13 protein-coding genes and 1 tRNA gene are annotated in these 14,836 nt (G+C 56.9%); 6 read left to right on the top strand and 8 right to left on the bottom strand.

Annotation, left to right across the window (positions count from 1 at the left end):
• Positions 1-10: 10 nt before the first annotated feature.
• From ACR0AY_RS14590 to ACR0AY_RS14575, 4 genes are all read left to right on the top strand, one after another.
• Positions 11-589 carry a Maf family protein gene (locus ACR0AY_RS14590; RefSeq protein WP_170513311.1) on the top strand — a complete coding sequence of 193 codons (579 nt, stop codon included), beginning with the start codon at positions 11-13 and terminating at the stop codon, positions 587-589.
• The gene (locus ACR0AY_RS14585) at positions 586-1,608 is read left to right on the top strand and encodes a ribonuclease E/G (protein WP_170513308.1); all 1,023 of its coding nucleotides are present in this window, start codon (positions 586-588) and stop codon (positions 1,606-1,608) included. Before ACR0AY_RS14590 ends, ACR0AY_RS14585 begins: the two co-directional genes overlap by 4 nt.
• Positions 1,605-1,787, top strand: coding sequence for a DNA gyrase inhibitor YacG (locus ACR0AY_RS14580; RefSeq protein ID WP_170513305.1), 183 nt, complete (start codon positions 1,605-1,607; stop codon positions 1,785-1,787). Before ACR0AY_RS14585 ends, ACR0AY_RS14580 begins: the two co-directional genes overlap by 4 nt.
• Positions 1,788-1,866: 79 nt before the next feature.
• Positions 1,867-1,941: transfer RNA gene (locus ACR0AY_RS14575), tRNA-Phe, on the top strand.
• Between the two features lie 554 nt (positions 1,942-2,495).
• On the opposite strand, the gene ACR0AY_RS14570 is transcribed toward ACR0AY_RS14575, so the two are convergent.
• Positions 2,496-2,777 (bottom strand): hypothetical protein, encoded by a 282-nt coding sequence (locus ACR0AY_RS14570; RefSeq protein WP_170513302.1) that lies wholly within the window; start codon positions 2,775-2,777, stop codon positions 2,496-2,498.
• Here ACR0AY_RS14570 and ACR0AY_RS14565 point away from each other — a divergent pair.
• Positions 2,776-5,868: a hypothetical protein gene (locus tag ACR0AY_RS14565; protein ID WP_480454344.1), complete on the top strand. Its 3,093-nt coding sequence runs from the start codon at positions 2,776-2,778 to the stop codon at positions 5,866-5,868. The genes ACR0AY_RS14570 and ACR0AY_RS14565 overlap by 2 nt on opposite strands.
• Before the next feature lie 225 nt (positions 5,869-6,093).
• Here the strand turns inward: ACR0AY_RS14565 and tcuB are convergent, their stop codons facing one another.
• Genes tcuB through ACR0AY_RS14550 form a run of 3 tightly spaced genes read right to left on the bottom strand, consistent with a single transcriptional unit; the run spans position 6,094 to position 9,240 of the window.
• Complete coding sequence (tcuB, locus tag ACR0AY_RS14560; protein ID WP_480454342.1) at positions 6,094-7,164, bottom strand: tricarballylate utilization 4Fe-4S protein TcuB; 1,071 nt, start codon at positions 7,162-7,164, stop codon at positions 6,094-6,096.
• A complete protein-coding gene (gene tcuA, locus ACR0AY_RS14555; RefSeq protein ID WP_170513295.1) occupies positions 7,154-8,548 on the bottom strand; it encodes an FAD-dependent tricarballylate dehydrogenase TcuA in 1,395 nt (464 codons plus the stop codon). Before tcuA ends, tcuB begins: the two co-directional genes overlap by 11 nt.
• Positions 8,549-8,559: 11 nt before the next feature.
• Positions 8,560-9,240 carry a GntR family transcriptional regulator gene (locus ACR0AY_RS14550; protein ID WP_170513292.1) on the bottom strand — a complete coding sequence of 227 codons (681 nt, stop codon included), beginning with the start codon at positions 9,238-9,240 and terminating at the stop codon, positions 8,560-8,562.
• A gap of 78 nt (positions 9,241-9,318) precedes the next feature.
• On the opposite strand from ACR0AY_RS14550, the gene ACR0AY_RS14545 reads away from it, so the two are divergent.
• Positions 9,319-10,383 carry an AbrB family transcriptional regulator gene (locus ACR0AY_RS14545; protein ID WP_170513290.1) on the top strand — a complete coding sequence of 355 codons (1,065 nt, stop codon included), beginning with the start codon at positions 9,319-9,321 and terminating at the stop codon, positions 10,381-10,383.
• Here the strand turns inward: ACR0AY_RS14545 and ACR0AY_RS14540 are convergent.
• The 4 genes from ACR0AY_RS14540 to ACR0AY_RS14525 all read right to left on the bottom strand — a co-directional run bounded on the left by ACR0AY_RS14540 (position 10,352) and on the right by ACR0AY_RS14525 (position 14,828).
• Positions 10,352-11,332, bottom strand: coding sequence for a D-2-hydroxyacid dehydrogenase family protein (locus ACR0AY_RS14540; protein ID WP_170402496.1), 981 nt, complete (start codon positions 11,330-11,332; stop codon positions 10,352-10,354). The genes ACR0AY_RS14545 and ACR0AY_RS14540 overlap by 32 nt on opposite strands.
• Complete coding sequence (locus tag ACR0AY_RS14535) at positions 11,329-11,565, bottom strand: hypothetical protein (RefSeq protein ID WP_170513062.1); 237 nt, start codon at positions 11,563-11,565, stop codon at positions 11,329-11,331. The genes ACR0AY_RS14540 and ACR0AY_RS14535 overlap by 4 nt, the downstream gene beginning before the upstream one ends.
• A 51-nt stretch (positions 11,566-11,616) precedes the next feature.
• The gene (locus ACR0AY_RS14530; protein ID WP_170513287.1) at positions 11,617-12,705 is read right to left on the bottom strand and encodes a 4-oxalomesaconate tautomerase; all 1,089 of its coding nucleotides are present in this window, start codon (positions 12,703-12,705) and stop codon (positions 11,617-11,619) included.
• Between the two features lie 92 nt (positions 12,706-12,797).
• Positions 12,798-14,828 carry a tripartite tricarboxylate transporter permease gene (locus tag ACR0AY_RS14525; protein WP_170513284.1) on the bottom strand — a complete coding sequence of 677 codons (2,031 nt, stop codon included), beginning with the start codon at positions 14,826-14,828 and terminating at the stop codon, positions 12,798-12,800.
• Positions 14,829-14,836 lie beyond the last annotated feature (8 nt).

The following is a 14,836-nucleotide window of genomic DNA, read 5'->3' as shown; positions in this document are numbered from 1 at the left end:
CGCTTCGTACATGGCGTTTATCCTCGGATCGGGCAGCCCGCGGCGGCTGGACCTGCTGGCGCAGCTTGGCGTTCGGCCCGATGCGATCCGTCCGCCGGATATCGATGAAACCCCGCTGAATGGCGAACTGCCGACCCCCTATTGCAGCCGCATTACCCGGCAAAAAGTTCAGGCTGTTCAAGCTGATAGCGATGATATCACCTTATGTGCTGACACTACGGTCGCACTGGGTCGCCGCATTCTTGGCAAACCCGAAGACGCGGGACAAGCTGCTGAGTTTCTGCACGCCCTGTCCGGCCGACGCCATCGGGTGATCACTTCGGTCGCTGTGCGGCGCGGGGATAAAATCCTCCAGCGTGACGTGGTTTCTCAGGTAAAGATGAAACGTCTGTCTGACAGCGAAATCAATGCCTATCTTGCGACGGATGACTGGCAGGGCAAGGCCGGAGCCTATGCAATACAAGGCCCTGCCGGTGCGTTTATCCCGTGGATTTCAGGCTCGTTCACCGGTATCGTCGGCCTGCCCTTATCCGAAACGGCTGCACTGCTGCAAGGCATCGGCTATCCCTTATATCGCGAGGTATCATGAAGGGTCGTACCATCATTCTGGATCATATTCAGGGACGCGAAGCTGCAGCTCTGATGGTGGATGGTATTCTCGACGATTTCCTGATCGCCACAGATGCCCCTGCGCCAGGTACGATCTACCGCGCCCGCGCCGATCGCCCGGTCAAAGGTCAGGGCGGCATGTTTCTCACCACACCCGACGGCCCGGCTTTTCTGAGGCAAGTCAAAGGGTTGGCACCCGGTGCTTTGCTACTGGTGCAGGTGACCGGATATGCCGAGCCCGGCAAAGCCATACCCGTCTCGAACCGTATTCTGTTCAAAAGCCGCTTTGCGATCGTGACACCTGGCGCGCCCGGCCTGAACATCTCTCGCCGTATCCGTGATGAAGATATGCGCGACCAACTTCTCGAAATCGCGCATGAGCAAATGGGAAACAGCACGCACGGCCTGATCCTGCGCTCGTGCTGTCAGATGGCGGATGCAGATGAAATCGCTGAAGATATCTCAGCCATGTTGGTACTTGCCGAGCAGGTATTGGCTGATACGGGCAGTGAACCAGAATTGCTGAGCGAGGGCGATGGTCCGCATATCCTGGCCTGGCGTGATTGGACGGACCCGGCCGAGGTCGTGACCACATCCGGCGGATTTGAGGACCACGGTGTCGTTGATGCGCTCGATACAGCAAAGGGGATTTCCGAAACGCTTCCCGGTGGAGGACACCTCTATATCCAACCGACCCGCGCGCTGGTTGCGGTGGATGTGAACACCGGCGCCGACACATCTCTCGCGGCGGGAACCAAAGCTAACTTCGCCTGCGCCAAAGCCCTGCCGCGCGCCCTGCGCGTGCGCGGGTTGGGGGGGCAGATCACTCTGGACCTTGCACCGATGCCCAAGAAAGACCGGAGGGGTTTCGAATCGGCCTTGCGGTCGGCATTCAAGTCCGATCCTGACGAGACGATCCTGGCCGGTTGGACCCCGCTTGGCCATTTCGAACTACAGCGCAAACGTGGTCGTATCCCATTGACGGAGATCCTGAAATGAGCTGCCCGATCTGCGGAGAAGATACCCAGCAGGCTTTTCGACCATTCTGCTCCAAACGCTGCGCGGATATCGATCTGGCAAAATGGCTAAACGGTTCTTATGCGGTGCCATCGCAACGTGAAGAAGACGCCGAGACGACCTCGGAACCAACCGAAAGCCCCACGTCTCGCCCGCATTGAAAAAATGTCAAAAAGCCTCTGGACACTGCCTGTGGCAAGTCATAGAAGGCCTCCACCCAATGGCAAACGCCATTCCCGTGCCCGGGTAGCTCAGGGGTAGAGCAGTGGATTGAAAATCCTCGTGTCGGTGGTTCGATTCCGCCCCCGGGCACCACTTCCTCAGGTAAACTCTTGGTTTCACTCCAGCTTTTAACGTAGGTTGGAGCGGTAGACCATCTCAGAGACCATTTCGCCGAAGTACACCTTTGTGAAAGAAGGTGTTTTTTTCTTCAGTCACCGCATCCACAAGGAGTTTTGCCGCTATTACTTTTCTTCTTGGATCGGATTTTCTTTGCGTGCTCACTCGGCAAACGTATAGGCGACGAGAACAAGAAGAGCAGTTGATCAACTGGATGAATATTGGTTTCATCTGAGGTCGCAGGATATGCAAGTGCCTGGAAAGCATATGTTACGACTCGGCGCAGCCAATTCTGCCGCAACGCCGGTTGTACTGAACGAGACTTCTGCTGCCTCTGTACCGTTGTCAGAGGCAGTCGAGATATACCTTACACAGAGGGGCCAAGGACGCCCCGTAACATTTCACAAGGGTGCTGAGAGAGCGTGTGGTTATTCATAGCTTCCTAGTCTGATGCCCCTCTTCTTCATCAACACAGTGATTACATCCGCAATGGCGTTGTAAATTCGATGCCAGTTGTACGGCGCTAACCGTTACATACCTGCACCTACAGCTCGCATTGACCGAGAGCCTCGGGTGAGCGGCGATAGCAAAACAAAGGTGATCGCGCCTTCCGGCTTAGCGGGCAGATTTTTGCGGGAATCGACAATAAATGTTACGATAGCTTTGTTGGCAGGATCGCCGCTGGGTCTCTCCGGCCATCGCGCTTCGTTATTCTTTTTTATTACAACAAGTTCTTTTTCTTTGCCGTTCGGCCGGGCGATCCGGGGCCTCTGGGCCAGCGTTTCAGATTGCTTTTGAACGGAGGCAGACATGCCCGAAACAGTATTTGAACGTGCGCCAGACGGCGCGATCATTGGACTTCAGCATCATGGCGACCCTCTTGGAGGGCGTTCTAAAGGAACCAGTGCGCTGGATGTGGCGCAGGCTTATGCCGCCGAAGTGGCGGGGCTTTACCGGATAAAGCCCGATTTTCTTGACAGGCTCGGCGAGAGTGTTTCAGGCAAGTATAATCGCGAGGAGGGCAGCAAGCTGCGGCTGGAAGAAGCCAAGGCAGTACAGTCCTTTCTGGTCTACACATTTCGTCAGACACATCACGGCATCCCGGTCTGGGAGCGCGGTCTGACACTACGCATGGCCGGCCCAGACAATGTGGTCACCGGTTCGTCCTCAAGTGTTGCTGCCGATATCGAACTCAGCAACGCCCCTACTCCGCCTGCTGGCCGCGACAAACAAGCTGGCACGGTTCTGCGCGAAGCAGTGAAAGGGGCCAAGTTCACAAAATTTAAGGTTAATGACACCCGGGACTTTGTCTATCGCTACGACACAGAACATCGCCTGCCACACAAAGAACCAGGCGAGATCGAAGGGGCCGAGTTAACCCCGCTGCCAGAGATCGGTCGTGTACCAAAGGGCATCAAGGACGGCGAATGGCGTTTCGTAAGCCTAGTGCATTTTGGCTGCAAAATTCCCGACTACGGAGAGCTGAACTGGCGAGCATTGGTCGATTGGGAAACCGGCGCGGTGCTTTACATCCGGCCATTGGTGGGGTGTGTTTCGGGTTACGTCTTCACAGACGACCCGATATCACTTTCAGGAGATTCAGAGCTTGATCCGACGGCCCCGGTTGCGCTTTTGGATGCGCAACGCGAACTGGTGGCGCTGGAACGGTTGATATTACCGGGCGGTGGCGCACCGGTGGAACTAAGCGGCGAATTGGTGGCGGTACGGGATCTCGACACACCAAACATCGCCCCACCGACTGAAAACGCCGGTGCCGCATCGATCTTTGATTATCCCGCCGACAGCGACGATTTCGCGGCGGTCTGTGCGTACTACAACCATGATTTCCTGTATCGCTTCGTCCAGTCTTTGGGCTTCGATCTGCCCAGCTATTTCGACGGGGTGACCTTCCCAGTGGATGTTGATCACCGCTGGTTCAATCCCATTGCAGGACCGGTGAATGCTCAGGCGCCAGGCAATGCCATAGGCAATGGTGTGCTACGCTTTCGTTATGCGCTTGCGGCAAATGGCTCCACAGTCGGCATGGCCACAGACTCGCGCGTATCGGCGCATGAATTCGGGCACGCGGTGCTATGGGATCATCTCAATTGGCCCAATTTCGGCTTTTGTCATGGCTTTGGTGACGCGCTGGCGGCAATACTCTACGATCCTCAAGGTATTGCGCCGGATCGTTTCCGTACCTTCCCCTTCAGCAACCTAATCACCCGGCGATGGGACCGGTCGGTCGCCTCGGGTTGGGGCTGGGGTGGCACGATGGACGTGGGCGGATATCGGTCGACCGAGATCAATGCCACTACTTTGGGCCGAGTCTATCGATCTCTCGGAGGTGATTCCACAGAACTCGACGACAGGCTGCATGCCAGCCGCTACACGATCTATCTGATCCTGCAGGCGGTGCCGCTTTTGGCCGGGATCGTGCCCAACACAGTCGAAGGTTTTTCCCGCGCCTTGCAGGAATCAGACGAGAACACTGCTCAATTCGACGGTGCAGCCGGAGGCTGGGCACACAAAGTGGTACGCTGGGGCTTTGAGAAACAGGCGCTCTACAACGGATCCCCGCCTGATGTTGACGTCTTCATTGATGACGGACGGCAGGGTGAATACCCTTGGCACCAACCGGGCAACAATGCTCCCGGCATCTGGAATCGGCACCGCCCTGACGGCGGCACCGACAACGAGACTCCGCGCCGCTGCGTCGAGAATTATCTGTATGTCCGGATCGGCAATCGCGGCAACTACCCAGCCCAATCAGTGACTTTGTCATTAGCCCGCGCGACCGAAGGCAAGGGCACCACATGGCCGGATGACTGGGATCCGCTGATCGTAGGCGAACCTATCGGCCAATCAGTGCATTGTGGCGACGAAGTGATCGTCGGCCCGATCCCATGGTGCCCCGAGGACCTGTGCGAGGAATACATTCTTGCCAGCGTGGATACGCCAGAAGACCGCAGTAATGTCGAGACGATCGCAGGCAGTCTGCCTGTCGATCGACTGGCGCTTGGTGACAACAACGTCGCCCTTCGCCGAATGGAGGTGAACCGCGCCGAAGATGACACCCCTTGCTGCGAGGAGGAAGAACCGAAGATGACCTATCGTTACGCTGTCAAGTTCGTCTGCGGCTGTTCCAAGGGCCGCATTTTGTCCCAGGGCCGCTATCACACAGCAATCAACATCGGAAACGGCAGCGGCGATGCTGTGCGTTTTCGTAAACGGGTGTCGTCGGCCTTGCCAAACGAAAAACCGGGTAGTGTCTCGGCCAGAACGAAGAACAAACTCGGTCCCTGGGAATCGATGGAGATCGATTGCGAAGATGTGGCACGACACCTGCGGGTGGCCGAATGCTGTTTCTTGAAAGGGTTTGTCTTTATCGACAGCGAAACACCGCTGGACGTGGTCGCGGTCTACACCGCTGCCCATGGTGAAGGCGAAGTGGAAACCATCGATGTCGAACCGGTCGTGCCTCGGCTGATCAAAAAGGTACCGCCCCCGCCACCGCCACCTCCGCCGCCGCCCCCACCCGAGGACAAGCCGGACCTGATCCCGGTGCAGCCCTTCCCTCCCGGCCCGCCACCCTTCCCGGCTTGGTATTGTGAGGAGCCGCGCAAGTTGAGGATCATTGTGCGTAACATTGGTGCAGGGGCTGCCGGGCCTTCGACCACGCGGGTCGATTTCTTCCAGAGCGGCGTGGTGGTTGATCTGCCGACACCAGCACTGGGGCCAAACGGGGATGAGACCACGCTATCGCTCGAATTCCCGGACGAGGTCAAAGGTGGCGAGCAGATCCCCTTCAAGATCACCGTCAATGCCAATCCGGCCGATGGTGTGACGGAGACAGACACCACCAACAACAGCGACTCTTCCTCCTGCGGCCTGGCCAGCTAAAGCAACTGGGGGTGGCCCGGGCCATTATCGGCCCGGGCTGCGCGATCTAGAGGTGCCGGTCGCAAGGCTGCATCATGATCGTGATTGCGCTCTACATACGGGAGGACAATTTGCTTCAACGACACCAAGATGGGACCGCCCTGTCTGATCCCAAAGTCAGACCTCAAGCTGCGATTTAAGTTTACTTTTCTACCGCTTCCCAAGGGGCGACAGGGTCGCCGCAGCCTAGTAACTATCTCTTCTCCGTTGCGCATCCTTGATAAGAGCAGCAAGCCGATAGAAACCGTGGGCCATCTTGGTGTAGGGCGTTAGCAGGAAGAATGTCAGGACCGATCCAAGATGAATAGCAAGCAACGCGGGCATCAAAGCCGTTGATCCGAAAGCGTAAAGAGCAAGTCCGCTAAAACCGACGAATGCCAGCAACAGGATGAAACCGATATCGCCGCCCCATGCCGAAGCATCACCGAGATTGCGATCGGACCTTTGCTTGAGAATTGCCATGGCGCAGCAACCCACTGTCAACAACACACCGCCGGAGATTCCGAATAGTTTGGGCAAAGACCAGAACCCGTACGGCGCATGCATTCCAAAGCCATAATGCATAACCGTTGCAATCGAGGTCGACGCGAAGCAAAGCAGGAAGCCATACATGATCGCGTGGTGAATATGACGTCGCGCCTGACTGAACCGGTCTTCTTCTTCGAAATTACAGCCTTCACCATGACCTGCGGCAAGATCCTGCATTTTACCCGCTTGTTTGAAGGCGGCCAGCAGGTCCGCCATTTTGATGGGTTTTCCCCCCACCTCGGCCCAATAGCGCCTTAGGCTGATGGCAATGCTAAAGAGTGGCAGCAAGAATGCTGGAGCAAAAATCGCAACCATCGCATTATGCGACAGAACGGCATAAAACCCGTCCCCTCCGCTGGAACCTATCGCGCGAATTGCCCAGAACAACAGGGCAAATCCGACCACAAGTGCCAGCGCAATCGCCCCGCCATGGGTGTGAAATCGGCGCGCCAACGGCTGCGGCCATGCGAAGCTTTCCCAGCTGTCCCTCCGTACCTCGGCCAGAGCCTTCGGCAAATTCAGGTCGAACTCGTGCGGGGCTGTGTACTGGCAGGCGTAGTAGCAGCCGCGGCAGTTGTGGCACAGGTTGGCCAGTTGCGTGATGTCCCCATCCGAGAACGCGCGTTCCGCATGAAGCGACGGAAAGACCGAGCAATAGCCCTCGCAATAGCGGCAGGCGTTGCAAATTTCAGCCTGACGGCGGGCTTCCTGTATCAATTCAATTTGCATAAGCGGCGGCCTCACGTCCTGCGATGCGTCCAAAGACGGTTCCGATGGTCATGCCGAAACCGGCTAGATAACCTTGCCCAAGGATCGAGCCCGCCATGGTTTCGCCAGCCGCCCACATGTTTTTGATCTTGCCGTCGGCGCTCGAACATTGCGCGGCATCGTCGACTTTGAGGCCCAAATAGGTGAAGGTTACGCCCGTACGCAGCGAATAACCGTAAAATGGCGGCTCGGTGATCGGACGCGCCCAGTTGGTCTTGGGCGGGTTCAAGCCAGATGTTGAAACGCCGTCCAGCTCTGTCGGATGAAAGGCGCTGGTGTCTCCGCAGGCGGCGTTGAATTCAGCGATTGTTGCGGTCAACCTTTCGGCAGGCAGGCCCATCATCCCGGCCAGTTCTTCCAACGTATCTGCCTTCAGCGGTGGAAACACCGACGGCATGAAAAGATTCAACGAATTGGCGTCGATGATCACATAGCCAACTTGATCCGGTTGGGCTGCCACCAAGCGCCCCCAGATTGCATAGCGCTTGGGCCAGACATCCTCGCCCTCATCGTAGAAGCGCTCGGCATCCTTGTTCACGACGATCGAAAACGGCACGCAATCCAGACGGGTCACAATACCACCGTCAAATTTCGGTGCACGCCCATCGATAGCAACGGCGTGGCATTGGGTCGGGTCGCCAACACTCTCGACGCCTTGATCCAGAAGATCAGCCAGGACCACGCCTCGGTTATAAGGAGTGCCTCGGATCAGAAAGTTTTTTGCAGGCTCACCCCATGCACGGGTCAGCCAATCCGTATCGGCCTGAAACCCGCCCGAGGCGACGATGACTGCTTTTGGCATTATCCGGTGGATTTGACCTTCATAGGTATAGTCGACCCATTCGATCCGATCCCCGTTCAGCTCCAAATGCGTGACGGCGGCTTCGTACAAAACATCGATACCCAAACCCGCCGCAGTTCGGTAATAAGCATTCACCAGAGACTTCCCGCCTCCCATAAAAAAGGCATTTGTCCGCGCCAAAGAAAGTGTTCCGGAAAGAGAGGGTTGAAACCTGACACCGTGCTCTTCCATCCATGGCAGGCATTCCTCGGAAGTGCGGATCGCAAGGCGGGCCAGATGCTCATCAGTTTTGCCACCGGTGACCTTCATCAAGTCCGCGAGATATTCGTCTTCGCTATACTCTTCGATCAACGGGCCCAAAGGACCACCATGCATGCAGCGAAAATTGCGCGTATGGCGCGAGTTTCCTCCGCGATAGGGTTTTGGCGCGGTTTCCAGTATCAGAACGCGGGCACCGGCTTCGGCGGCGGTCATCGCGGCGCATAGAGCAGCGTTCCCGCCACCGATCACAGCGATATCGTAAGCTTCCTTTTGGGTGGCCATATCCTGTCTACCTAGTGATTTTCGTCGGTTGTCCGATCGCGTTCCTGCAACGCCCGGATACGCATTCGTTGTGCGGCCTGAATATGCCCGCGCATTTCTGTCTCGGCCGCCGCGCCATCACGTGCCTTCAGCGCGGCCATGATACGCCGATGTTCAGCGACTGCCGCTTCGGCCCGATCTCCGTCCAACAATTGCGACGGCCCAAGGATCAGCAGCGCCTTCTGCAAGGACAACATGGATTTCGCGAGAAATCGGTTCTTGGCTGCATCCAAAAGTGTGGCATGAAATATCCGGTTGATCCGAGCCGCGTCTGGAGCTGTGCCAGCCTCGGCCAAACGATCATTCAAAACGTCCAACTCGTCCAATTCGACATCCGACGCCGCACGCGCTGCTAGACGGGCCGCAGTGCCTTCGAGCACTGCGCGCATCTCATAGAGCTCCATCACCTCGGCGTAATCCAGACTGCGGACGGTCGCGCCCTGCCGCGGTACATGCGTGACCAGGCCGTCGGTCTCCAGCTGCCGGATCGCCTCGCGCACCGGTGTTCGGCTGACACCCAACCGTTCAGACAGCTCAATCTCGCGCAGGCGCTCGCCGGGCAGAAGGGTGCCCTCGCGAATCTCATCCAACAGGCGTTGATACGCCGAATTGCCTTGCGGGCCAGGCTGTAAGGGGTCGTCCTGAATGGTCATCGCGTGCTCACTTGTCTTCTTGCGTCCATTTGTATACATTTGGATACATAGTGAGTCAATATTGTCGGAAGGTGCACTTTGCCCACCCAGAACAAAACACCTTCTCTCCTCGCAAAGCGGGCCTTAACACTGGGCTTGGCACTTCTTGGCACAGGGCTATTCTGGGCGTTGGATCTGCCATTACCTTTTCTGTTCGGCCCGATGAGCGCGTGTCTGATTGCGGCTCTGGCTCATGCTCCAATGGAAGGCTTTGGTCAGGTCTCGATTGCGGCGCGAACCATACTTGGCGTGGCTGTGGGGTCCTCGATTACCCCAGCCCTATTTGCAGAACTGCCGAAGATGGCAGCGTCGATTGCACTGATCCCGTTCTTTATCCTGCTGATCGCGCTGGTCGGAGTGCCTTTCTTCCGCAGGGTCTGGGGCTTTGATACCACGACTGCGTTTTACGCGGCCATGCCCGGCGGATTGCAGGATATGATCATCTTCGGGGCCGAGGCTGGCGCTAACCCGCGAACGCTGTCCCTGATCCACGGAACCCGCGTTCTGATTATTGTAACGCTGGCCCCTCTGTTTCTTACGGTGTTTTACGACGCCCAACTCACCAACCCAATCGGAGAGCCCGCGCGCAACCTGCCGATACATGAATTGGCGCTGATGGTTCTTGCTGCCTTTGTCGGCTGGAAAGGCGGTGAGCGGATCGGCTTGTTCGGAGCGTCGATTCTAGGGCCAATGATCCTGACGGCTGCGTTGTCACTGGGCGACTTCATTCACACCCGACCGCCTCGCGAGGCCATCCTTGCAGCTCAGTTCTTTATCGGCTGCGGTATCGGCGTGAAATTCGTAGGTGTCACATGGGTCGAACTACGCCGTGTGGTAGCGGCGGGATTCGCCTATGTCATTGTCCTCGCCGTTCTGGCAGCCGCTTTCACCGCCGTTGTCACCACCTTGGGGCTGGGCCAACCAGTCGAGGCATTTTTGGCCTTTGCCCCCGGCGGGCAGGCAGAAATGACAGTTCTGGCCATCGTCTCAGGCGCGGATCTGGGCTTTGTGATCACGCATCATCTTACAAGGATCGTGTTGGTAATCATCGGTGCGCCGATAGCGGCCAACCTTATCCTGCGCTGGTCCAAACCTCGGGGTTGATCATGTGAACCGGAGCGCCTGCAGCGTAGGCGTTCACTTGATCGAAAATGTCCGAAAATTGCAGATCGAACTCATCCTCGGTCACAAAGCCGATATGCGGCGTCGCAATCAGATTTGGATGCGAAAGCAAGGGGTCTTTCGGATCATTGAGGGGTTCGGAATCGAAGACATCGATTGCGGCCTTCCCGGGATGGCCGGCATTCAGCGCCCCAAGCAATGCCCCTTTTGCAATAAGGCCAGCACGAGATGTATTCACAAACAGTGATCCCGGCTTCATGTGCGCGAAGTCTGACGCAGTAATGATGCCGTTTGTGCCTGGCTTTAGGCGAACATGGATCGAGACAACATCGCTGTTGGCAAAGAAAGCTTCGCGGTTCGCGGCGACCTGAACACCATCTGCCTGCGCCCGAACCCGGCCTTCATCTGAGGACCACCAGACTACATTCATTCCAAATGCCTCGGCGTAGCCCGCGACAACGCGTGCGATACGGCCATAGCCGTACAGTCCCAGCTGCCGCCCTCTCAGCGTCTTGCCAACTCCGGCCTGCCACCGCCCCGCTTTGACCGAGGCCATCTGCGCCGGTAAATCGCGCATCCCAGCCATGATCAGCGCCCAAGTGAGTTCGGCTGCAGCATATGAAGGCGTTCCACCATGCATGTTCGAACACAGCAGAACACCGTTGTCCGAGCATGCCTGCACATCAACGTGCGGATACACGCTGCGCTGACTTATCAATCTCAGGTTCGGCAGCTTTTCGATCAACTCGCGGGTAACTTTGGTGCGTTCGCGAAACAGAACCAACGCTTCGGCCTTCTGCAACCGTGCTGCCAATTCATCGGTATCCTCGACATGATCTGTCCAGATCTTCACTTCATGGTCGGATAGCTTTCCAAAACAAGGCAAGCCCTGCAGAGTATCAAACCAATCATCCAGAATGTGAACCTTCATCGACTTTCCAAACCCTGCCCGGTGTTCAGTTTTCTTGGCGTCGGCACAAAATGCAGCGTATCGAGTGCTGCAAGCGCATTGCGGACCCGCTCGCTTTGATCCAGCAAATGGTTGAACTGCTCATCGCACCCGGCGATCGGCGTCGGGTATTCTGCAATATCCCGCCGCAGGACCGACTGCGCCAGCCTGAGTTCCTGACGCGCAATATCGAGGCATTCAGAATAATTGTTCATCGTGGCACCTTCATATTGTATACCTTAGTATACATAACGGAGATCCCAGTTTCAACTGCCGCTCCACACAGATCCGGGTATGTAAACATGCCCATCTGCAAGCTTTCGCGCAGTCCGCACCAGACCAGCAGAGTTTACGTTGAAGTCCCCGTCATTCGAGAAGTCCACCAGCACATCAATCTTCCCAGAAGCGTGTTCCAGCACAACTTCAGCCGGGCTTGCCTTAGGTCGGTCCAACAACCCATCAGCGACGGTTCCGGGCGTCAAAGCACAAGACGCCATGCACTGCGCACCCGTAACGGCCATTGTCGGGTGAGTTTTCCATGGCATGAAATACCGAACTGCAAGGGTTCCGCCCTCTTTGGCTGGTGCCAACAGCCCGAATTTGGGGGTTACCGATTTCGATACATCCCCCATACCCATCAGTTCCCCGGCTTCGATCCGAACTGCCTCCATCCGGGCAAAGAAAGAGCGGTTGGCGTCCAGTTCTTCCGCGCTTTCATACCCAGTTAGTCCAAAATCGGTGGCGCGGGCCATAGCCATAGGCATCGCGACATCCATACAGGTCAGTTCGACCCCATGCACCGTATCGCGCAGATTTCCGGTGGGCAGAAATGCACCTGTTGCCGAACCCACAACTCCCATAAAACTCAGTTGTACCGGTGCAGATTGCCCAGGAACTCCGGCAATCTCGGCATCGCCCTCATAGGCCAGTTCACCACCCGGGGTCTGCACTTTGGCAACCACTCGCGCACCCGTATTAACTGCGCGTATCCGGACCACGGTCTCATCGCCTTGAGGCTGAAACAAACCCATTTCAATTGCGGCCGGAGCGACGCCGGAAAGAATGTTTCCGCAAGTTGGCTTGAAGTCGACCAGCTTTTCCTCAACCGAAACCTGCGCGAAGAAATAATCGATATCGGCCCACTCATCATCGCTGACAGATAGCATGGCTACCTTGGTCGTCACAGCAGTACCGCCACCGATTCCGTCAATGTTAAACGCCTGCCCAGCCCCTAGGGCAGCGACCAGCACATCAGCCAACGTGCCCATATCCACGGGCAGGTCAGAGCGACGAAAATAGGGCCCCCGCGAAGTGCCGCCACGCATAAAAATATACGGGATTGCTGTCTGGGTCATCTCGAACCCCTCCTCTACAAACCGTCAAAAACTGTTGTGTTTTCAGCTTTGTCCGACCTGTCTGCTTCGCAGGCCGGACCTCAGTGGAGCATTCATTTCAGTGGCCATGGCAGGCTCACCATGTCTTGCAACAGTCCCGGTGGGAAATCCCGGTTCAGAGCGCCTGCCATGATGCACATGAAACCGATGCCGCAGGCTGTCAGGATCAGCGTCATCTGCCAGCTTGAACCGGCTCGAATGCGGAAGAAGGCAATCAGAAACCCGATCAGGGCTAGGATGAAACCAACAACCCACGTTGCCGCGATAAGACCTGCAAACCACGCCAACGTCGACCAAAGCCCATGCGGAGCGCTCGCATCTTCACCGGCAATTTCCTTATCGGCAAAGATTGCATCACCCTCGGGTCTCCGCATCATCTGGATCAGCAGGATCACGCAGCAGAACAAGGACACACCGCCGATCACCAACGGGATGATCTTGTCGGTCATGTTGTAGTCTGGGATCATGTTGGCGTTGATCAATGCCGCGATTAGGTAGGCCATGATCACCAGCAGGAAGATCAACGGCGCGCGCTTGCTGCCAGACTGGACTTCACCTTCGGCCATGATCATCTTAGCCTGCCGAATTCCTAAAATGACCGAAGCCACAGTGACCAAGATCAGAACAATCACGATCGGGCTGAAGACATACTCCATGCCCTCACCAAAGCTTTTGCGGAACCGGAATGAGGCAATCTGGAACGCCTGATTGGTAAACTTCTCAACCGGGTTCGACAGCACGAACCCAATAAGAAAGGCCGGACGCGACCAATCGAACCGGCGCAGGAAGATCCCGATCAGGCCGATCACGAACAGCGCCAGAAGGTCTTCGAAGTTCTGACCGGACTGGAAGGCTGCAAAGCTGATCAGCATAAACAGGAAAGGTGCCAGATAGGTGAAGCGGATCGTTGTCAGCTTGGCGATGCCTCCGGAAGCCGCGATGCACAGGATGGTGCCCACGACGTTAGCAAGCGCCAAAAGCCAAACGATCGAATAGGTGATGTCGAGATTGTCCTTGAGCATGCTTGGACCGACCTCGATGTCGCCAGACCCCAACAGAGCCACTGCGCCGATGAAGATCGCCATCGAGCCCGAGCCGGGAATGCCGAACAGTAGCGTAGGCACCAGCCCGCCGCCTTCCTTGGCGTTGTTTGAGCTTTCCGGCCCGATGACGCCACGCACTTCGCCCTTGCCGAAGTTGCTTTTATCTTTGGTCGATTGAACCGAATGGCCGTAAGCGATCCAGTCGACGACCGAACCGCCTAGGCCGGGAATGACGCCAACGACCACCCCGATGATCGAGCAGCGAACAGACAGCCAGATATTCGCGGCCCAGTCTTTGACGCCGTCCAGCCAACCCGCCCCCAGCGAAGCCCCTTTGGCAATCGATCGATCCTGCCGCAGCAGCGAGACGATTTCGGGAACGGCAAAGATGCCCAATCCAACGATGACCAGCTTCAAACCATCTGTCAGATACGGAATGTCATAGGTTGCCATACGGAGCGAACCGCCAGCGTCCGCCTCACCAATTGTGCCAACCATCAACCCAAGCCCAGCAGCTGCGACGCCCTTTAAGGGGATGCGCCCAGCCAGAATGGCAACCATGGAAAGGCCGAGGATGGTGATCATCAACATCTCTGGTAGACCAAACGCCAGAACGATGGGCCGCGCGACCAGAATGAACATTGTTAGGAAGGTTGCGCCGACCAAACCGCCAAACAGCGATGAAGCGAACGCGGCAGATAGCGCCCGCGCAGCCTCACCCTTCTTCGCCATTGGGAAGCCGTCCAGGACAGTTGCCTGAGAGGCGGAACTGCCGGGGATCCCCATAAGAACAGAAGCAAAGGTGTCAGAGGTCGGAACAACGGCGACCATCCCGATCATCAGCGCCAAACCAAGGATTGGGTCCATCCCGAACATGAAAGGCAGCAACAGGGACAAACCGGCAATACCGCCAAGTCCCGGGAAAACACCTACGGCCAGTCCCATAACGACACCGAGAACAAGATATCCCAGTACGATAGGTTGCAGGATCAAACCCCACGCATCATTGAGCGCAGGAAGTGCGGTGGCGAAAACCTCCATAGCGGCCG

Source organism: Ruegeria sp. A5, assembly GCF_056543005.1.
The sequence above is the reverse complement of the archived record's forward strand: the minus strand, read 5'-3'. Positions and strand labels throughout refer to the sequence as shown.